The sequence below is a fragment of the Halobaculum magnesiiphilum genome, assembly GCF_019823105.1.
GTDB classification, from domain to species: domain Archaea; phylum Halobacteriota; class Halobacteria; order Halobacteriales; family Haloferacaceae; genus Halobaculum; species Halobaculum magnesiiphilum.
Window position 1 is genome coordinate 602106 of sequence record NZ_CP081958.1, and the last position, 19186, is coordinate 621291.

Here is a 19186-nt window from a genome sequence, read left to right on the forward strand (position 1 = left end):
TGACGGAACGAACCTCCCGATCGCCGACGGACGAGGATCCGGACATGGACGAGGCTCCGGACGCGGCCGCGGTTCGGCTCGTCCCGGCGCGGGGGCGTGGGCCCGGAACGTTCGAACTCGTCGACTCCATCGAGGAGGTTCGCCTCCCTGTCGCCATCGAGGGGAGCGAGAACGGCTCCCGGCCGGCGACGACGCGGCTGACGACCGCCGGCCGGTTTCACGCGCCGGTTGACGGCTGCTGGGCGGTCGATGCGACGGCGGTGACGCCGCTTTGTACGGCCGACGTGTACGTCCGCGACGCGGACAACACCGTTGTCGCGACCGCGACGGCGGAGGCGCCCGCCAGGATCCCCGCCGGCCCGCACGTGTTGGAGCTGTCGACGGCCCCCGTGAAGACGTACGTCGCCGTCGACGGACCCGCTCGCGTCTCCTACGAGGACCGGTACCCGCGGGTCTCGCTGGACGTTCCGGAGCGCGGCTCCGGCGACGACGCCGACGGCGAGATCCTGCTCGGCGCCCGGTCGCGGCGCACGTCGCCGGCGGGAACGGTGACGGTTCCGGACTCGCCGGCGGGGCTCGCGCGCGCGGTCTCGACGTTCGGGTCGGCGCTCGCGACCACCTCCCCGGAGCGGTCGTTCCCGACGCTTCGGGGACACCCGCCACTGATCGAGCGCGGGGAGTCGTTCGAGACGCCGCAGTTCGTCGAGCGCGTCGACACCGGCGTCACGATCGGGGTACCGTTCGCGTACGACGCCCTGTACTCGGCGACCCCGCTGGCGTTCTATCTCAGCGCGGACATCGAGGAGAGCGCCGACCCGTACCTCCGGGCCGGCGAGTACCGCCACGACCTCCCCCGGGACCCGGACACGCTCGCGGCCGAGCTCGGCGACCTCCTCCGGCACTGCTTCACGCTCGATTGTGCGACGCGGGCCTGCTCGGTCGGACTGTACGATGTGGACCTGCACGTCCACGAGGTGCTCACCGAGCGCCTCGACCCGCCGTGGGCGGAGTGGTACGAGGCCGACCTCGCCGAGCGCACCGCCGCGTACCTCGACGTGCCGACGGAGGCGACGCTCGACTGTCTCGACTGGCCGCACACGACGGACGTGGTTCCGGTCGCGGAGAACGCCTCCGCGCTGCCGTTCCTCGCGGCCGACCTCTCGGTCGTGCGCTCCCCGCCGCCCGAGACCGACGCGACCAGCGACGGCGGCGTGACCGAGCTCGACGACTTCGTTCGCACGTCGCGGGAGGCCGTCAGGAACGCCGCGCTGACGCGCAGCGCGAGCGAGGCGGACGGCCCCGCCCTCGACCCGACCCGGGGGCCGACGCAGAACGCCCTCGACGACTCCGAGTCGATCGTGACCCCAGAGCCCGCCGACAGCATCGCGCAGGCGTGGATCGGTCCCGGGTTCCCGATGCGGGCGGCCAAGCCGACCGTCGAGACGTACCGCCGCCGCCTCGATCGCACGCCGGCGGAAGACCTGACGATCGGCGTCACGGTCGTCTGCAACGACGAGGCGATGGTCGACGAGCTCGGCGACACGTACGGCTTCCGCGATCACGTCACGTTCGACATTCGCGAGGAGCGGGATTTGACCGTCGAGGAGCTGCGCGAGCTGCTCGCCGACGAGCACGACTTCTTCCACTACGTCGGCCACGTCGACGAGCGCGGGATGGAGTGTTCCGACGGCTTCCTCGACCTCCGGAGCCTGCAGACGACGGGCGTCGACGCGTTCCTGCTCAACGCCTGTACGTCCTACCAGCAGGGGATGGGACTGGTCGAGGCGGGCGCGCTCGGCGGCGTCGTGTCGCTGACCGACCTGCCGAACTCGCTGGCGACGCGCGTCGGCCGCGACCTGGCGCGGCTGTTCGACGCCGGGTTCCCGCTGTACGCCGCGCTCGACGTGGTCGGGACGGGCCCGTTCGCCGAGAGCGCCTACAGCATCGCGGGGGATCCACTGGTACAGTTGTGTCAGTGCTCGACGGGAGTCGGGTTTTTACTAGAAATAACGGACATAGAGATGGAACAGCGGGAAGTAGAAGTCACACCGAGCTGGTATCCTACAAAGCGACATGGCTTGGGTGGGATGGCAAAGCCAATTATGATGAGTGTAGAGAGGCAGTGGATCGCGACCGGAGCAACAGCTGCTATCGATACCTCGATAGACCGCCTATTCGAGTGTCTGAACTCTGGCAGATTCCCAGTCCGATTTGACGGGGATCTGTTGTGGAATTGGGATATTACGGAAGAGATGTTGTCATCTACGGGCCAGACGTGACCGTAGCGCCGGCGACGGCATTCCCCGCACTCGACAACAACAGCACGAGCGCGAACAGCGCGCCCATCATCCGCGGGTGGTCAGCCAGCCATTCCGTCATTGCGGCGTCGTTGTCGGACATTGCAATCCCTTCCTTCGTTGGTTTCTGAATGAATATATCGGAAAGATTCTGATATCAAATAACGCGAACCAACTACTGATATTTAGGGTATTTAAATACCGGTCGAACGGGCCGGCGGTGGCACACGTTTTATACCGCACACCGCGCTAGGTCGAGGTATGCCCCAGTGTGAGATGTGCGGCGCGGAGAAGGCGTCGCTCACCACCACGAAAGTCGAGGGCGCGGAGCTGGAGCTGTGCTCGGACTGCTCGGACTTCGGCACCGAGGTCCGCACCGAGAGCTCCTCCTCGACGTCCACGAAGTACTCCACCTCCTCGTCTTCGTCGTCCTCGTCGGACTCCGCGAGTTCCTCGTCATCGTCGTCGTCCTCGTCGTCGTCGGGACGCCGCCGCGACATGTTCGACGACATGGAGACGGTCGCGGGCGACTACGACGACCGGATCCGGCAGGCCCGCGAGTCGGCCGGGCTGAGCCAGGAGGACCTCGCGAGCGACATCAACGAGAAGGCATCCGTCATCCGGAAGCTCGAACGCGGGGACATCCTCCCCTCCGACGAGGTCCAACAGAAGATCGAAAAGAAGCTCGGGATCTCGCTGGTCGAGGGCGAGTCCGTCGACGACGCCGACTGGGAGAGCTCCTCCTCGGGAAGCATGACTCTCGGCGACGTTGTCAAGCGCAACGACAACTGAGCGACGCCGCGGTCATCGCGATCGTCCCCGCCCCCTCCGGCGCCGCACGTTGTCGGGTGCATCCCCCGCCGTCGGCACCACCGCCGTCCGCAACCGCTGTCGCGACCGAAGCGACTTTTCGCGCGCCCCCCGGACCCATCGACCGTGAGCGACTCCGACACCCTGATCCTCGTCAACCTGAAGGCGTACCCGTGTGACCCCGTCGAGATCGCCGAGGCGTGCGCGACCGTCGCCGACGACACCGGCGCGCGCGTCGCCGTCGCGCCGCAGGCGGCACACCTATCGGCCGTCGCGGACACCGGCGTCGAGACGTGGGCACAGCACGTCTCACCCGTCGAGCACGGCAGCCACACCGGCTCGACGCTGGCGGAGGCCGTCGCCGACGCGGGCGCGACGGGCACGCTGATCAACCACTCCGAGAACCGGCTGAAGCTGGCCGACATCGATGCCTCGCTCGCGGCCGCCGGGCGCGCCGGACTGGAGACGGTCGTCTGCGCCAACAACCCCGCGCAGTCGGGCGCCGCGGCCGCCCTCGGTCCTGATGCCGTCGCCGTCGAGCCGCCGGAACTCATCGGCGGCGACGTGTCGGTCGCGACGGCGGACCCCGCGATCGTCGAGGACTCCGTCGCCGCCGTCGAGGCCGTCGACGCCGACGTGGACCTGTTCTGCGGCGCCGGCGTCTCGACGGGCGAGGACGTGACCGCCGCGGGCGAACTCGGCGCGACGGGCGTGCTCCTCGCCTCCGGCGTGGCGAAGGCCGACGATCCCGAGGCGGTGCTGCGGGACCTCGTCTCGGGGCTGTAAGCGACTACCCCTGCTCTCGGTCACTTTCGTGCCGGGCCTGTTCGTCGATCTCCCGGATCGCCTGCTCCTGTTCGCTCCGGGTGATCCCGCCGGCCTCGGCGAACCGACCCTCGTACTGCCAGTCGGGAACGAGCGACCAGCCGTCGCCCTCGCCCTCGCCGTCGTCGCCGCTGCCGCCGCGATCGGCGTCGGTCCGGCCGCTCACGACCGCGCGAAGGCGTCCGAGGAGGACAAGTACGACCAGCGCGAGCGTGGCGCCCGCGATCGCGATCCCCAGCCGCTCGTCGAGGTTCCAGAGCACGGAGGCGACGATCGGGCCGATCAGGAGGGACACGAGGACCACGGCGGTGACTCGTCGCATTGGGAGACGATCGATGCGACGGTACAAACGAGTACCGCCGCGTTCGCCGGGACAGCCCCGATCGACCGTTACTCCTGATTAACGTCGTGTTCGAGGACGCCGACGCCCTCGACCTCGACCTCGACGCGGTCGCCGTCCGCGAGCGGACCGACGCCCGCGGGCGTGCCGGTCGCGACCACGTCGCCCGGCTCCAGCGTCATGTACGTCGTGATCTCCTCGACGAGCTCGGGGATGGAGAACATGAAGTAGTCGCGCGAGGAGGACTGCTTCGTCTCGCCGTTCACGCGGAGTTCGACGGCCGCGTCCTCGGGCACGTGCTCGGGGTCGGCGATGCAGGGGCCGATCGGCGCGGCGCCGTCGAAGGCCTTGCCGCGCACCCAGTTTTGCTCCTCGTTCTGATCGTCCCGGTTCGACACGTCGTCGAGGCAGGTGAACCCCGCGACGTAGTCCATCGCGTCCGCGGCGGCGACGTTGCGCGCCTGCTCGCCGATCACGAACGCGATCTCGGCCTCGTGATCGACGCGCTCCTTCCCGCCCGGGAGCGTGACCGTCGAGTTCGGATCCGCGACCGCGTTCGGGGGTTTGAGAAACAGCAGCGGGCGATCCGGGACCTCGTTGCCGAGCTCCTCGGCGTGATCGGCGTAGTTGCGGCCCACGCAGACGATCTTCGTGGGCTCACAGGGTGCGAGCAGGTCCACGTCGTCGGCGTCGGTGTCGTACGTCTCGCCGCCCGCGGTCACGGTGCCGTCGTCGTACGTGCCGCGTCGGACGGTCCCTGCCGGGTCGCGGATCCTGGCGTAGCGCATTGTCGACGGGTCGGCTGGCTGGTGCTTAGGCGTTGTGAGTCCGGTAGCCGACGGCGCCGCGGCTGGCGTCGTGGAAGCCGAGAGAACCGGGATGGCTGCCGCGGTTACAGCTCGACGGCCTGCTTCTGCCCGAGCGATTCGGGCACCGTGAAGCGGATGGTCGTCGTCGCGCCGGCCATCGTGTTGATCTTGATCGTGACCTCGTCACCCTCGCCGAGGTTGCTCGGGGCGTCGGCGGGGCCGTTACCGTGGTCGTTCAACTCGAACTCGACGTTGAAGCGGTCGTCGGCGTCGTTGAGGACCGTATCGGAGTCGTCGGTGTTCTTCACCTGGTAGGTGTTGAACGTCCAGTCGGTCGCGCTGGAGGTGGAGTGGGTCAGTGTCTCGGTTCCGCTCGGGCCGATCCAGTTGATCGTCGCGTTCTCCAGGTCGATCTCGCCGGCGCCGGGCGCCTGCGTCACGGTGACGTTGACGCTCTCGACCGAGTTGTCGGTCGTGTTGACCGTCCCGGTCGTGACGACCTCCTGGAGGCGGTTGCTAACCTGTTTACTGCTCTGTTGACCCGTTTCCTGCGACTTGCTCTGGAGGAAGCCGGCGGTGTTGATGAGGACGCCGGCGGCGATCGCCGCCACCAGCACCATCGCGATGAACACGATGAGCGTCCCGATACCCACCTGCCCGCGCTCTTCCTCGTCCGTGATGAATTCGAACATCGGTGGTTGTGCTCCCACGCGCTCTCGCACGTCGGTTACCCGACTCGATGCCGCTCCCCTACATATACTTCAGCCGCCGAGAATCAACCCTGAATATCGGTCGTGTCGAGCCGATGCGGACTCACCGAGGGGTCCCGTCTCACCGAACGGTCGCGTCCGTGATCCGCGCGAGCCGTTCGGCGACGGCGTCGTTCAGGCCGTCCTCGGTGACGCGCCAGCGCCAGTTCCCCTCGGTCGTGCCGGGCGTGTTGAACCGGGCGTGGCTGTCCAGCCCGAGCAGGTCCTGCATGGTCGTGACCGCGAGCGTCGCCTCGGAGTTCCACACCGCCTCGACGAGGTCCCACTCGATCTCGACGCCGTCGGTGCCGAGGTTGTAGTGGAGGCAGTCGCGCTGTCGGTCCCCCAGCGACTCGTAGTAACCGACGGCGGTATCGGTGTCGTGGGTCGACGTGTACGCGACGCAGTCCTCCGGGTAGTGCATCGGCTGATACATGTGGCCCTGCTGGCACCAGTCGGCGTACTGGGGCACGCGCATCCCCGGGAGGTCGAACGCCTCGCGCAGCCCCGCGCTCTCGGCGTCGAGAAAGCCCAGGTCCTCCGCGACGAACGGAAGGCGACCGAACTCCCCGCGCACGGCCTCGAAGAACGCCTCCCCCGGACCCTCTCGCCACTCGCCGTCGGCGGGGTCGTCGCTGTCGGCCGGGATCGCCCAGAACTCGTCGAACCCCTTGAAGTGGTCGAGGCGGGCGTAGTCGACGAGGTCGAACAGCCGACGGAGCCGGTCGAGCCACCACTCGTACCCCGTCTCGGCGAGGCGGTCCCAGTCGTACACCGGGTTCCCCCAGCGCTGCCCGGAGTCGCCCATGTTCGGCGGGACGCCCGCGACGGCGGCGGGGCGGCCGTCGTCGTCGAGGTCGAACGCCTCGGGCGCGGCCCACACGTCGGCGGAGTCGAGCGCGACGTAGATCGGGAGATCGCCGAGGATCTCGACCCCGCGGTCGGCGGCGTCCGCGCGCAGGTCGCGCCACTGTCGGTCGAACGTCCACTGGCAGAACGCCCGGAAGTCGACCTCGTCGGCGAGCTCGTCACGGTAGTCGGCGAGCGCGTCGGGGTCGCGCGTCCGAACCGGCTCGGGCCACTCGGTCCACAGGGTCCCGTCGAACTCGCGTTTGAGCGCGCGAAACAGCGCGTAGTCGGCGAGCCAGTCGGCCTCGCGCTCGCGGAACGCGGCGAACGTCTCTCGTTCGTCGTCGCTCGCGACCTCGCGGAAGCGGTCGAACGCCGTCCGGAGACGGTCCAGCTTGACCGACTCGACGGCGTCGTAGTTCACCTCGTGGGGAGAGAAGTCGACGCTTTCCCCGGCGTCCGGGGCGGCCTCGTCGTCGAGGTAGCCGCGCTCGGCGAGGTCGACGAGGTCGATCAACAGGGGGTTCCCGGCGAACCCGGAGAACGTCTGGTACGGGGAGTGGCCGTGGATCCCGACGGTCGGTCCCAGCGGGCACACCTGCCAGATCGACTGGTCGGCGCGGTCGAGGAACTCGAGGAACGAGCGCGCGCCCGCGCCGAGGTCGCCGATGCCGTGGGGACCGGGGAGCGCGGTGGGGTGGAGCAGGACGCCGCTCCGGCGGTCGAATCGCATCGGGTGTGGGCTCGGTGGCGAGCGGTATCAAGTTCCGGGTCGTCGGGGAGGGATCGGGACGCCCGGCGAGCGTCGGGTGACCGGGAAGACGAGTCGCCGACCGAGCCATCCGATGTCGTCGCACGGTCGTCCCAAGGGATCGATCCCTCACATCGACGCCAAGTGACTAAGTACTGCACCTGCAATACTCGACTCGATGCCGTACACGGTCCTAATGCTCGGGTGGGGGTTTCCGCCGAACGTGACCGGAGGACTGGACACGGCGGTCGGCGAGCTGTTCGAGCGCCTCGACGCTCGCGAGGGCGTCGAGGTGAAACTGGTGTTGCCGGCGGAGTACGCCCCGGAGGGACGCGACGGGATCCACGGCGTACCGACCGGCGAGGGCGACATCATCACCCGGATCGGCCGCCTGTCCGGGGAGTTCGTCGAGCGCGCGGCCGACGCCGACATCGTCCACACGAACGACTGGTTCGGCTACAACCCCGGCTCGCGCGCGCAGGCCAGCCACGACGTGGAGTGGGTGACGACGTTCCACTCGCTGTCCTCCGACCGCAACGCGGACCCGCCCGAACGCGAGAAGCGAACCGAGGCGCGCGTGGTGAACCGATCGGATCACCTGCTCGCGGTGAGCGAGTTCACCGCCCGCAAGATCGCCCACGAGTACGGCGGCGACGCGGAGGTCATCTACAACGGCTTCTCGCGGGTCGAGCCGACCGGTCGGGACCTGAAGGCCGAGCTCGGGATCGACGGCGAGATGCTGTTCTTCGTCGGCCGCCACACCGACCAGAAGGGGCTGGCGTACCTCCTCTACGCGCTGCCGAAGGTCCGCCGCGACGACGTGACGCTCGTCATCGGCGGCACCGGCCACCTCACCGACCAGCTGAAGCGGTTCGTCGAGTTACTCGGGATCGGTGACAGCGTCGAGTTCGTCGGCTACGTCCCCGAGGAGGAGCTCGGCGACTACTACGCGAGCGCGGATCTGTTCGTCTCGCCGTCGCTGGCGGAGCCGTTCGGGATCACCATCGTCGAGGCGCTGTCGGTCGGCACGCGCGTCGTCGCCGGCCCCAGCGGCGCTGCGGAGGTGCTCCCCGGCGACTGCCTCATCGAAGTCGAGCCGAACTCCGACGCGATCGCCGCCGGCATCGAGCGCGCGCTCGCGCTGGACACGCCCATCGAGTACGAGGAGCGAACCTGGGACCAGGTCGCGGACGAACACGTCGCCTTCTACGAACGGATCCTTTCGGAGGAGTCACCCGACGGGGAGTGACCCGGCGGACCCCATGGACCCGGCGCGAACCGCCGGTGTCGCTATCTGAGCAGCCGAAAGTCGGTGACCGGCTCGGGATGCACGATCCGGAAGCCGTCGGCCGTCGGCTCGAGCCCGACCCGATCCGGCGCGGGGCCGCCGCGCTGGTACGGGCTGTCCGACTCCCCGGGCGACTGGTAGGGGCTGTCGGATGTCGCGGACTGATACGGACTGTCCGAGGTCGCAGACTGGTAGGGGCTGTCGGACGGCCGAGGACCGGTGCCGTAGGCGTCCTGGCGCGCGCCGTCCTCGGACTCGGGGGGCCGCTCGAAGTCCTCCGGCGGGAGGTAGATCCGCTCGCCGGAGGCCGACTCGACGACGACCGCGGCGTCGCGATCGCCCGTGACGACGATCACGGTCCGGCCGTCGGCGATCTCCACGTCGACGGAAACCGGGCGGTCGCTCCCGTCCGTCTCCCGACGCCCGTCCTCCGCGTCCTCGCCGTTTCCGTCCATACCCCGACGATTCATCGGCGGGCACTTAGCGATTCCCCGCGTCGACGCGAGCCGGGACCCGGGGGTCGTCCGGCGAAAGAGCGAAACCGCTACCGCTCCAGCGGCCAGCCATGGAGCATCCGGGGCAACCGCGCGTGTGTGCGGCGGGCGAAGCCGTCGAGCTCGCGCCGCGCGATCCCGATCCGGGCGTCGACTACGAGTGGAGTGTCGTGCAAGCACCTGCCGGATCGACGGCCGAGACCGGCGAGGAGCCGGTGCAGTGGTTCGAGCCCGACGTGCCCGGCCGGTACCGGCTCAGGCTCGCCGGCGGGGGAACGACGCACGACCTGACCGTGCGGGCGTTCGCCCCGGGAACCGCCCCCGCCGGCGGGGACGGCCGGTCCGCCAGCGGCGACGCCGTCGGCGACGATCGGTCGGGACAGGAGGGACAACGGTCCGGATCGGGCTCGGCCGCCGGGTCGGCGACGCATTCCGGGTCCATCGGCGGCGGGGGCGACCCCGAGCGCCCGCGCGTCCACCTGGAGACCGCCGTCGGCGACGAGGAGGTCCGGATCGACGCGCGCCTCGATCCGGCAACCGGAACGCGCGTCGAGTTCCTGCTGGACGACCGCGACGACCTCGGCGAGTCGGACGTAACTGTCGAGGGCGGGACGCTCACGGTCGCGCGCGACCGGCTCCCCGAGCGAGCGCGGGTGTACGCCGTTCCCCTCACCGACGACGCCTACGGCGTACAGGACGCCGTCGACCTGCGCCGCGCCGGCGACGAGGTCGCGGTCGACCGTCCGTACGACCCGCCCGAATGGGCGCTCGACTCGACCATCTACGAGGTGTACGTCCGCACGTTCGCCGACCCCGAACGCGGCCGCGAGCCGTTCGAGGCGATCCGCGGGCGGCTCGACCGCCTCGACGAACTGGGGGTCGACACGCTGTGGCTGACGCCCGTCCTCCAACACGACGGCGAGCCGCACGGCTACAATATCACGGACTTCTTCGAGATCGCCGCGGACCTGGGCGGCCGCGAGGAGTACGAGGCGATGGTCGACGCCGCCCACGAGCGCGGGATGACCGTGCTGTTCGATCTGGTGTGCAACCACTCGGCGCGCGATCACCCGTTCTTCCAGGACGCGTACGGGGACCCCGACAGCAAGTACTACGACTGGTACGAGTGGCAGGAGAACGGCGAGCCGGGCACGTACTTCGACTGGGAGCTGATCGCCAACTTCGACTTCTCCTCGCTGGAGGTGCGCCGGCACCTGCTGGACGCCGTCGACGAGTGGGCGCCCCTGGTCGACGGCTTCCGGTGTGACATGGCGTGGGCTGTCCCCGACGGCTTCTGGACGGAGGTCCACGACCGCGTGAAGGCCCACGACTCGGAGTTCCTCCTGCTCGATGAGACCATCCCGTACATCCCCGACTTCCAGGGAGGGCTCTTCGACATGCACTTCGACTCGACGACGGCGTTCACCCTCCGCGAGGTCGGCGCCGGAAACCGGCCCGCCGAGGCCGTGCTTGACGCCGTGGACCAGCGCCGGAGCGTCGGGTTCCCGGAGCACGCGTCGTTCATGCTGTATCACGAGAACCACGACGAGTCGCGCTATCTCGCCTCCTACGGGGAGGACGCGGCGTTCGCCTCCGCGGGGGCGCTCGCCACGCTGCCGGGCGCGCCGATGGTGTACGCCGGCCAGGAGACCGGCCAGCTCGGCCGCCGCGACCAGCTCGACTACGGGAACGCCCGCACGGACCTCACCGAGCACTACCGGCGCCTGCTGGCGCTGCGCGGGGACCACCCGGCGCTTGCTCACCGGGCGACGCTGTCGCGCGTCGACTACGAGGTCGCCGCCGGCAGCGCCGAGTCGGTCGTCGCCTACCGCCGCGAGGCCGCCGACGGCGAGGCGGTCGTCGTCGCCCTCAACTTCGCCCCCGAGCCCGCGACGGTCGCCGTCGACCCCGCCGTCGGGACCGAGGACCTCGTGACTGGCGCGGCGGTCCGACGCGACGACGGGGCGGTGACCGTCGACGACGTGGTCGTCGTGCCCGTCCGCGGGTAGGCGAACGCGACGCTCCCGCGTGTCGCCAGTTCGGGCGGGTCGCAACCGCGGTTCGACGGGGCCGGACCGCCCGCGTCGACCCCGACTGTGAACTGATCACGTACCGCTGAGACTTTACCCGCCCGAGTTGTTGCTCGGGTAAATGCGGCTGCGAACGGCACTCAACGACTACAAGCGCGACCGGGAGCACGGCTCGGCCGGCACCGCCAGCACCGTCCGCGGCGGGCTGTCCGGACGCGGCGAACGGCTTGTTCACGTCGCCCCGACCGGCGGGATCCGCGACTTCTCGTCGGCGCTGTCCGGGCTCTCGGGTATCGACCGCTCCCGGTTCGGTATCGAGACCGGCGAGAAAACGTACTGGTTCGACGAGCTGGAGACGGTTCGCCAGCACTACTACCGCGAGACGACGCTCGTCGAGACGGAGTACGACGCCGGCGAGTTCACCGTCCACCAGTACGACCTCACGCTCGGGCGCGAGCACGTGACCCACGTCGAGCTCCGCGGGTCGATCCCGCCGGAGGCCCACCTGGTCGCGTTCCTCACGCTCGCGCCGGAGGGCCAGGAGACGCGCGTCGGCCGGCTCATCCACGAGGGCGCGGGCCCGATCGACGGCGACGCGGTGGAGGTGTTCCACCGCGACGAGCACGACTTCGTCACCGCCTCCACCGGGCTCGAGGACGTGCGCGGACAGATCCCCGAGCGCTTCGAGGAGCTGCTCGACCCCGACCCGATCGCGCTCCCGCGCGACGGCGCGTTGAACCGCTACGAGGACACACACCTCAGCGGCGACGTGGTCGTCACCGCGCCCCTCGAACGGGCCGGTCGCGGGCTCCGAACGACGCTCGTGAGCGCGTTGACCGACGGCGACACCGACCGCGAGCGTGCCCTCGCGGACCTCCGCGAGTGTGCGACCGACCACGCCGACGCCGACGAGCTTCGAACCGTCGCGCGCGAGCGCGCCGCCGTCGCGATCGCCGACGACGGTCCGCGGCGGGGGACGGTCCGCGCCGACATGCGGGCGCTGTCGCTGCTTGAGGCGCCCAGCGGCGCGCGGATCGCGGGTCCGGAGTTCGACCCGTTCTTCCGAAACTCCGGCGGCTACGGTTACACCTGGTTCCGCGACGACGCGCGGATCTCCCACCACTTGCTCGATGCGAGCGAGCCGCTGGGGCTGGATCTCGACCCCGAGGTGCTCGCGCGAAGCGCCCGCTTCTACTGTGAGGCCCAACAGCCTGACGGCTCCTGGCCCCACCGCGTGTGGGCGGTCGACGGCTCGCTGGCGCCCGGGTGGGCCAACGCGCACGTCGAGGGACGCGCCGGCTCCGACGAGTACCAGGCCGACCAGACCGCGATCACCGTCGCGTTCCTGGCGACGCTGCTTCGCGAGCACCGCGACACGCTGTCGCACGACGACGAGCGGCGGATCCGCGAGAGCGTCGCCGCCGGCGTCGACGCGCTCGAGGACGCCCGCGGGGACGACGGCCTGCCGCGGCGCTGTCAGAACCTCTGGGAGGACATGGCGGGGCGGTTCACCCACACCGCCGCGACGTTCATCGAAGCCTACGCCGCCGTCGCCCGCGCGCCGGTGAGCGAGGACCTCCGCGAGCGCGGCCGGGCGGCCGCCGAGGGGACGTTCGGGGCGCTCGACGCGCTGTGGGACGACGAGCGCGGGACATACGCGGTGCGGCTCGTCGGCGGCGAGGGCGACGACCGCCTCGACGCCTCGACGTTCGCGCTCGTCGACGCGCTCGCGGCCGTGGAGGCGGTCGACGGGATCCGCGTCGACCCCGAGGACGTCGACCGCGTGGCCGATCACGTGCGGGCGTCGCTGGAGGGGCTGTACCGCGACCCGGCCGAGTCGGCCGTCGAGGGGCTGATCCGCTACGAGGGCGACGAGTGGCGCACCGAGGGGCAGGACGGCGAGAAGGTGTGGACGCTCGCGACCGCGATGGGCGCCGGCGGCGCCGCGACGCTGGGGGCGCTGTTGGAGGACCGCGGGCGCGAGGAGACCGCGGCGTGGCTGTTCGAACGCGCGGCGGAGCTGTACGGCCTGCTCGAGGACGGCGGGCCGTTGACGACGCGGATGGGGTACCTCCCGGAGCAGTGGTACGACGACGGTACGCCCGACAGCGCGACGCCGCTCGGGTACGCTCACTGCTTCCGGCTGGGCGTGACCGCCACGCTCGCCGAGCGCGACGCCCTGCCGAGCGCGGCCGCGGCGCCGTCGGCGCCCACCGACCGGCCGCGGTGGACGACCGGCGAGAAGTTCGGCGTCGGTACCGTCGCCGACCACGGCGAGCCCGACGCCTCCCGCGTCTGGTTTACGCTGACCGAGGGGGCGCTCACCGAGGTCCGCTTCCCCCGCGTGGACCTGATGAACCTGCGCACGCTGGATTTCATCGTCTCGGCTGCCGACGACGACTACACGGTCCGGACCCACGTCGAGGGGCAGCGCGACGACGAGGACACCGTCGAGCGACGCGTCCGTCCGGTCGCCGACGACGCGCTGGCGTACGAACACGTGATCACCGAGACGGGCGACGGCCGCGGCCACGAGTGGGAGCTGCGCGTCGAGTACGCGGTCGACCCGAACCACGACGCGCTCGTCGCGGACGTCGAGTTCCGCGCCGGCGACGACGGCGAGTACCACGTGTTCGTGGCCGCGGACACGGCGCTCACGAACACCGGCACGCGCGACCGGGGGCTGCGCCTGGGCCAGCCGGGGAGCCACCACCTCGTCGCCCGCGACGCCGGCGCCTACACCGGCGAGCGGGGCGACGCGCGGCTCGTCGACGAGGGCGGGAACGGCTACTCCGTCGCCGTCGCGATGGCGACGGTCGACCGCTTCGACTGGGCGACCGTCTGTGCCGCCGGCAGCGACGAGCTGTCGGCGCTGTTCGCGACCGGCGAGGTGCCGCGGACGCGCTCGTCGGTCGACAACGACAACGTCGTCCTCGTGGGTCGCCTCGGCTCCGGGCGACACACGAGCGAGACGCTCTCGCTCGGGTTCGCGCGGCAGGCCGACGCCTCGGCGGCGCTGGGCGAGGCGGTCGGGTCGCTCGCGACCGGCTACGACGAGGTCGCGTCGGCGTACCGCGAATCGTGGCGGGACTTCCTCGCGGACCGACCCCTGCCCGACGCCGTCGCCGGCGACGACGAGCTCGCGAACCAGTACCGCACGGCGCTGATGACGCTGCGCGCCGTCGAGGACAAGACCTACCGCGGGGCCAGCGTCGCCTCGCCGTCGGTGCCGTGGGGGGAGGCGGTCCACGCCGACGAGCAGAAGGGGTACGGCTACAACTTCGTGTGGGCGCGGGACCTGTATCAGGTGTTCACCGCCTCGCTGCTCACCGACGACATCGGCACCGCCATCGATCAACTGGAGTACGTCTACGAGTACCAGCAGGACGAGGACGGTTTCATCCCGCAGAACACCTACCTCAACGGCATCACCCGCTGGGGCGGCGAGCAGATGGACAACATCTCGTTCCCGGCGGTGATGGCCTACCAGCTGTGGGAGGCGGGCGTCGACTTCGCGGACACGCTGTACGACTACGAGCACGTCCGCCGGTCGGCCGACTACGTCGCGCGCAACGGCCCCGCCAGCGGGCAGGAGCGCTGGGAGGAGGAGGCGGGCTACTCGCCCTCGTCGATCGCCGCCGAGATCGCCGGGCTGGCCTGCGCCGGGAAGCTCGCGCTGGAGACCGGCGACGAGGCGAACGGGCTCGTGTGGCTCGCGCTGGCCGACCGCTGGACCGGCGAGGTGGAGACGTGGACCGCCACCGAGACGGGCACCGCCCGCCACACGCACACGCCGTACTACGTCCGCGTCACCCGCGACGGCGACCCCGAGGCGGGCCACCTCCGCACCCTCGCCAACGACGGCCCGCGCCTCGACGAGCGCGACATCATCGACGCCGGCTTCCTCGAGCTCGTGCGCCTCGGGATCAAGCCGTGGAACGACGAGACGGTCCGCAACTCGGTGCGCGAGGTCGACGACACCATCCGCGTCGACCTGCCGGCGGGCGTCGCCTTCTACCGCTACAACGGCGACGGCTACGGCGAGCTCGACGAGGGAGACGTGGGTGCCCCCTGGTCGGTCGAGAACCACGGGAAGGGTCGGCTGTGGCCCCTCCTGACGGGCGAGCGCGGCGAGTACGAGCTTCGGGTGGACCCCGCCGAGACGGAGCGCGAGCCCGAACTGGATCCGACCGCGCTGCTGCGGACGATGCAGCGGTTCGCCAACTCGGGCCGGATGATCGCAGAGCAGGTGTGGGACCGCGACTACCGCACAGAGTACGACTGGGAGTACGGCGAGGGGACCGGGAGCGCGACGCCGCTGGCGTGGTCGATGGCGCAGTTCGTCCGCCTCGCCCACGGCGTCGACGCCGGCGAGCCCGTCGAGACGCCCGCGTTCGTCCGCGATCGGTTCCTCGACCGGCGGCTCCACGACAGCGACGAGAAGCCCGCCCTCCGCGTCGACACGAACTTCCAGGGCAACAGCGTCGTCGTCTCCGGCGAGACCACCGGCGCGCGCGTCGCCGTGACGACGCCGGTCGACTCGGCGATCGTCGACGCCGAGGACGGGGAGTTCGAGGCGACGCTGGACATCGGCTACGGCGAGAACGACATCACCGTCGCCGCCGCCAGCGACGCGGACCTGGAGACGGCCGCGACGACCGTCTCCCGGTACACGGTCTGACCGTCGGTCGGGCTGGCACCAGCCAGCGCCGACCCCCACCCGCGTCGTCCGTTCCACGCCGGTTCCCGGGATCGGCGACCGGTGATCGCTCGTCCACATCGCGCCGAAATTCCTAGTAGGAGTATATACACCATCAGGGGTACCTTTACCACCGGACGAGTCAATTAACTCATATGACCGAGCCGGAGACGACGTACGTCGGGAAGGCGTGCGCGTACATCACTCGCGGCGGCTCGCAGTTACTGGTGTTCGAAGGACCGGGACACGACGGGCTCCAGATCCCGAAGGGAACGATCGAGCCCGGCGAACGGCCGCGGAGCGCGTTGTTTCGGGAGGTACGAGAGGAGAGCGGCCTTGCGACGCTGGCGAGCGTCGACAAGCTGGCGACGGACGTGTGGACCCGGCGCGAGTCGCCGCCGAAGGCGTACGTGCGCCACTTCTATCACGCGAGCGTCCACGAGCCGCGCGACGAGTGGACCCACGTCGTCCGCGACGGCGGCGGCGAGCACGGCAGCGAGTTCGCGTTCTCGTGGGTCGACATCGACGAGGCGCGCGACCGGGAGTTCGCGCTGGCGCTGGACGACTACGTCCACCGGCTCTCGGCGGTCCCCAGCGCCGTCGAGGTCGCCGGGGCGGCCGACTGAGTCGCGGCCCGCCTCCGGACCACCCGCGGATCGCCTCGCAGCCGGCGAACGGATTTATGTGTAATTCGACCGAACACACGGGTGCATGACATCCATGGACCTCACCTGGCACGGTCACTCCACCTGGACCGTCGAGATCGAGGACACCACCTTCCTGATCGACCCGTTCTTCGACAACCCCCACACCGACACCGACCCCGAGGAGGTCGACCCCGACCACGTGCTGCTCACGCACGGCCACGCGGACCACATCGCGGACGTGGACCGGTTCCGCGGCGCCCACGTCGTCGGCACGCCCGAGGTCACCGGCTACGTCACCGACGAGTACGGCGTCGAGGACACCACGGGGATGAACCTCGGCGGCACCGTCGAGCTGGGCGACGCGTTCGTGACGATGGTCCGCGCGGACCACACGAACGGGCTCGACACCGGCTACGGCGCCTCCGGCGGCACGCCCGCGGGGTACGTCATCTCCGAGACGAAGCCGACCCAGGAGTCCGACCCCGACAGCACGTCGTTCTACCACGCCGGCGACACCGCGCTCATGACGGAGATGCGCGACGTGATCGCGCCGTTCCTCGAGCCCGACGCGGCCGCGGTCCCCGCCGGCGACCACTTCACGATGGGGCCCGCGCAGGCGGCCATCGCCGTCGACTGGCTCGACGTGGACTACGCGTTCCCCATGCACTACGACTCGTTCCCGCCGATCGAGATCGACACCGACGACTTCGTCCGCGAGGTCCGCGCGACCGGCAGCGACGCCGAGGCGGTCGTCCTCGGCGACGACGAGACGTTCACGATCGGGGGGGAGTAAGTCGCCGCCGGAACCGGACTCGACGTCGGTATCCGTGAACCGGTGTCGTCCGCAGTAACAAGGTTTACGCGCGAACCGCCCTTGGTGCCGGACGCATGTCCGATATCGAGACTTCCACCGTCAGCGAAGAGGGCTTCACCAGCACGAGTCAGGTCGGCGACTTCTCGCTCACCGTCGACGCGCTCGGCGAGGACGGCCCCGACCCGAACTCCGTCCTCGTGGCCGACTACGCCTCCTGCTTCCTGCCCGCCTTCCGCGTCGGCGGCCAGCAGCGCGGGCACGAGGACCTCGGCAAGGTCCAGATCGACGCCGAGGCCGACCTCGACGACGACGACGACCTCACCGCGATCCGCTTCGACATCCACGTCGAGGCGGACGTCGACGACGAGACGCTCGCCGACATCGTCGAGCGCGCCGAGGGCATCTGCCACGTCCACTCGGCGCTGCGCGAGGGGCTCCGCGCCGACATCACGGCCCACGCCGACGCCTTCTGAGGCCGGCGCGGCCGCTCACGGGACGAATTCGTTTTTCGGGAAACGACGACCGGGAGCGGCGGCTTCGCGCCGCCTGCGGACTCAGCGGCGGGCGTCGTCGCCGCGGTAGGATCGGTACGTCATCGCGCGGCCGTCGATGATCACGACCTCCTCGTCGGTGCGGTCGCTCGCACCCCCGACGGGGTCGTCCGGCTCGTCACGGAAGACGTACGGTGAGTCGCGCTCTTCCATGGTAGTGGATACCACATCACCACGTATAAATCTTCGTCAGACAGTCTCTGCCATGATTTTTGGGGCGACATCGGCGTCCGTCGGATCGCCGGATCTCCGGGCTACCAGTCGGGCGAGGTTTCAGACTCCCGGCCCGCTCACTCTTCACGGGGCCCGTTGACTCGTCGCGGGCGATCATCACCCGCGGGCACGTTGACTCGTCGCGGCCGTAGGACTCCCCGCCCGTGGCTGGCCGGTGTGAACCCCCACCCGTCACGGATCCGTGAACGGTAACGCGTATGTGTCGTCGGTCCTCGAATCGACATACAGTGACCGCCGCGCAGTTGACGTTGGTGCAGATCGACAACTACGGCCCGTGGACCGTGACGCCGGAGCCCCGTCGGGAGATGGACCTCCAGACGCTCCAGTCGCGCCTGTTCGCGGACATGGCACAGTACATCGGCAACCGGGGCGGCTACGTCTTCTTCACCCGCTTCGACAACATGGTCGCCGTGACGAACGGCCTCGACCGCCGGGACCACGAACTCCTCCAAGAGTCCGTGGGGAACCGCTACCCCGTCACGGTGAGCCTCGGTGTCGGCGTCGACGAGGTGCCGATCGAGGCGCTGGAGACGGCTACCGAGCGGGTGCAGGCGGCCGGATCCGCCCAGTCGTCGGACCGTAGCGAGGTCCTCGCGGGCGAGTTCCACGGCGGCGACGCCGCGGACGACGTTCACATCGCGCACTTCGACGTGAACGACGCGACCGGGAAGTACACCGACCGGCTCAACGAGTTCGACTCGTTCATCAACATCGAGCAGGGGTACGCCTCGCTGATGAAGTACATGCGTGAGGAGCACGGCGCGCTCTCGTTTTTCGTCGGTGGCGACAACGTCATCGCGGCGTGTCCGGACCTCTCGCACGACGAGTACATGGGCGCCATCGACCACGTCGCCGCGGACGCCGACGTCCAGCTCAAGGTCGGGGTCGGCTCGGGCGCGACGCCCCACGAGGCCGGCTTCGCGGCGAAACACGCCCTCGAGGACTGCCGCTACGAGGGGACGCTCGTCGAGTTCGCCTGAACGCGACCGAACTTCCCGA

Annotated in this window: 17 protein-coding genes; 10 read left to right on the forward strand and 7 right to left on the reverse strand. The window is 70.2% G+C overall.

The window, feature by feature from the left end:
* Positions 1-44: 44 nt before the first annotated feature.
* Positions 45-2279 carry a hypothetical protein gene (locus tag K6T50_RS03115; protein ID WP_222607971.1) on the forward strand — a complete coding sequence of 745 codons (2235 nt, stop codon included), beginning with the start codon at positions 45-47 and terminating at the stop codon, positions 2277-2279.
* Here K6T50_RS03115 and K6T50_RS03120 read toward each other — a convergent pair.
* Positions 2263-2400 (reverse strand): DUF7503 family protein, encoded by a 138-nt coding sequence (locus K6T50_RS03120; RefSeq protein WP_222607972.1) that lies wholly within the window; start codon positions 2398-2400, stop codon positions 2263-2265. The two genes, K6T50_RS03115 and K6T50_RS03120, sit on opposite strands and share 17 nt — an antisense overlap.
* Positions 2401-2558: 158 nt before the next feature.
* On the opposite strand from K6T50_RS03120, the gene K6T50_RS03125 reads away from it, so the two are divergent.
* Complete coding sequence (locus tag K6T50_RS03125; RefSeq protein WP_222607973.1) at positions 2559-3089, forward strand: multiprotein bridging factor aMBF1; 531 nt, start codon at positions 2559-2561, stop codon at positions 3087-3089.
* Between the two features lie 144 nt (positions 3090-3233).
* The gene (gene tpiA / locus K6T50_RS03130; RefSeq protein ID WP_225935165.1) at positions 3234-3893 is read left to right on the forward strand and encodes a triose-phosphate isomerase; all 660 of its coding nucleotides are present in this window, start codon (positions 3234-3236) and stop codon (positions 3891-3893) included.
* 4 nt (positions 3894-3897) lie between these two features.
* Here the strand turns inward: tpiA and K6T50_RS03135 are convergent, their stop codons facing one another.
* The 4 genes from K6T50_RS03135 to malQ all read right to left on the reverse strand — a co-directional run bounded on the left by K6T50_RS03135 (position 3898) and on the right by malQ (position 7412).
* Positions 3898-4254 carry a hypothetical protein gene (locus K6T50_RS03135; protein WP_222607974.1) on the reverse strand — a complete coding sequence of 119 codons (357 nt, stop codon included), beginning with the start codon at positions 4252-4254 and terminating at the stop codon, positions 3898-3900.
* 68 nt (positions 4255-4322) lie between these two features.
* The gene (locus tag K6T50_RS03140) at positions 4323-5060 is read right to left on the reverse strand and encodes a fumarylacetoacetate hydrolase family protein (RefSeq protein WP_222607975.1); all 738 of its coding nucleotides are present in this window, start codon (positions 5058-5060) and stop codon (positions 4323-4325) included.
* A gap of 104 nt (positions 5061-5164) precedes the next feature.
* Complete coding sequence (locus tag K6T50_RS03145) at positions 5165-5773, reverse strand: archaellin/type IV pilin N-terminal domain-containing protein (protein WP_222607976.1); 609 nt, start codon at positions 5771-5773, stop codon at positions 5165-5167.
* A 139-nt stretch (positions 5774-5912) separates the two neighbouring features.
* A complete protein-coding gene (gene malQ / locus K6T50_RS03150) occupies positions 5913-7412 on the reverse strand; it encodes a 4-alpha-glucanotransferase (protein ID WP_222607977.1) in 1500 nt (499 codons plus the stop codon).
* A 196-nt stretch (positions 7413-7608) separates the two neighbouring features.
* On the opposite strand from malQ, the gene K6T50_RS03155 reads away from it, so the two are divergent.
* Positions 7609-8679: a glycosyltransferase family 4 protein gene (locus tag K6T50_RS03155; protein WP_345778650.1), complete on the forward strand. Its 1071-nt coding sequence runs from the start codon at positions 7609-7611 to the stop codon at positions 8677-8679.
* 41 nt (positions 8680-8720) lie between these two features.
* Here the strand turns inward: K6T50_RS03155 and K6T50_RS03160 are convergent, their stop codons facing one another.
* The gene (locus K6T50_RS03160) at positions 8721-9173 is read right to left on the reverse strand and encodes a DUF7510 family protein (RefSeq protein ID WP_222607978.1); all 453 of its coding nucleotides are present in this window, start codon (positions 9171-9173) and stop codon (positions 8721-8723) included.
* A gap of 110 nt (positions 9174-9283) precedes the next feature.
* Between K6T50_RS03160 and malA the strand changes: the two genes are divergently transcribed.
* The 5 genes from malA (at position 9284) to K6T50_RS03185 (ending at position 17875) form a co-directional block, all read left to right on the forward strand.
* Positions 9284-11221 carry an alpha-amylase MalA gene (gene malA / locus K6T50_RS03165; protein WP_222607979.1) on the forward strand — a complete coding sequence of 646 codons (1938 nt, stop codon included), beginning with the start codon at positions 9284-9286 and terminating at the stop codon, positions 11219-11221.
* Between the two features lie 142 nt (positions 11222-11363).
* Entirely contained in the window at positions 11364-15923 is a 4560-nt protein-coding gene (locus tag K6T50_RS03170) for a DUF7997 domain-containing protein (RefSeq protein ID WP_222607980.1), read from the forward strand.
* Between the two features lie 173 nt (positions 15924-16096).
* The gene (locus K6T50_RS03175; protein WP_222607981.1) at positions 16097-16567 is read left to right on the forward strand and encodes an NUDIX hydrolase; all 471 of its coding nucleotides are present in this window, start codon (positions 16097-16099) and stop codon (positions 16565-16567) included.
* 94 nt (positions 16568-16661) lie between these two features.
* Entirely contained in the window at positions 16662-17381 is a 720-nt protein-coding gene (locus K6T50_RS03180) for a metal-dependent hydrolase (RefSeq protein ID WP_222608807.1), read from the forward strand.
* A gap of 95 nt (positions 17382-17476) precedes the next feature.
* Positions 17477-17875, forward strand: a complete 399-nt coding sequence (locus K6T50_RS03185) for an OsmC family protein (protein WP_222607982.1) — start codon at positions 17477-17479, stop codon at positions 17873-17875.
* Positions 17876-17956: 81 nt separating this feature from the next.
* Here K6T50_RS03185 and K6T50_RS03190 read toward each other — a convergent pair whose 3' ends face one another.
* Positions 17957-18106, reverse strand: a complete 150-nt coding sequence (locus tag K6T50_RS03190) for a hypothetical protein (protein ID WP_222607983.1) — start codon at positions 18104-18106, stop codon at positions 17957-17959.
* Positions 18107-18414: 308 nt separating this feature from the next.
* Here K6T50_RS03190 and K6T50_RS03195 point away from each other — a divergent pair, with 308 nt between their 5' ends.
* Complete coding sequence (locus K6T50_RS03195; protein ID WP_222607984.1) at positions 18415-19167, forward strand: GTP cyclohydrolase III; 753 nt, start codon at positions 18415-18417, stop codon at positions 19165-19167.
* Positions 19168-19186 lie beyond the last annotated feature (19 nt).

Bases quoted from the DNA above. Each gene is read 5' to 3' on its own strand.
- K6T50_RS03135 (WP_222607974.1), bottom strand. From the start codon at position 4,254: ATGCGACGAGTCACCGCCGTGGTCCTCGTGTCCCTCCTGATCGGCCCG.
- K6T50_RS03160 (WP_222607978.1), bottom strand. From the start codon at position 9,173: ATGGACGGAAACGGCGAGGACGCGGAGGACGGGCGTCGGGAGACGGAC.
- K6T50_RS03140 (WP_222607975.1), bottom strand. From the start codon at position 5,060: ATGCGCTACGCCAGGATCCGCGACCCGGCAGGGACCGTCCGACGCGGC.
- K6T50_RS03180 (WP_222608807.1), top strand. From the start codon at position 16,662: ATGGACCTCACCTGGCACGGTCACTCCACCTGGACCGTCGAGATCGAG.
- K6T50_RS03185 (WP_222607982.1), top strand. From the start codon at position 17,477: ATGTCCGATATCGAGACTTCCACCGTCAGCGAAGAGGGCTTCACCAGC.
- K6T50_RS03115 (WP_222607971.1), top strand. From the start codon at position 45: ATGGACGAGGCTCCGGACGCGGCCGCGGTTCGGCTCGTCCCGGCGCGG.
- K6T50_RS03175 (WP_222607981.1), top strand. From the start codon at position 16,097: ATGACCGAGCCGGAGACGACGTACGTCGGGAAGGCGTGCGCGTACATC.
- K6T50_RS03155 (WP_345778650.1), top strand. From the start codon at position 7,609: ATGCCGTACACGGTCCTAATGCTCGGGTGGGGGTTTCCGCCGAACGTG.
- K6T50_RS03170 (WP_222607980.1), top strand. From the start codon at position 11,364: ATGCGGCTGCGAACGGCACTCAACGACTACAAGCGCGACCGGGAGCAC.
- malA (WP_222607979.1), top strand. From the start codon at position 9,284: ATGGAGCATCCGGGGCAACCGCGCGTGTGTGCGGCGGGCGAAGCCGTC.
- K6T50_RS03120 (WP_222607972.1), bottom strand. From the start codon at position 2,400: ATGTCCGACAACGACGCCGCAATGACGGAATGGCTGGCTGACCACCCG.
- K6T50_RS03145 (WP_222607976.1), bottom strand. From the start codon at position 5,773: ATGTTCGAATTCATCACGGACGAGGAAGAGCGCGGGCAGGTGGGTATC.
- K6T50_RS03125 (WP_222607973.1), top strand. From the start codon at position 2,559: ATGCCCCAGTGTGAGATGTGCGGCGCGGAGAAGGCGTCGCTCACCACC.
- K6T50_RS03190 (WP_222607983.1), bottom strand. From the start codon at position 18,106: ATGGAAGAGCGCGACTCACCGTACGTCTTCCGTGACGAGCCGGACGAC.
- malQ (WP_222607977.1), bottom strand. From the start codon at position 7,412: ATGCGATTCGACCGCCGGAGCGGCGTCCTGCTCCACCCCACCGCGCTC.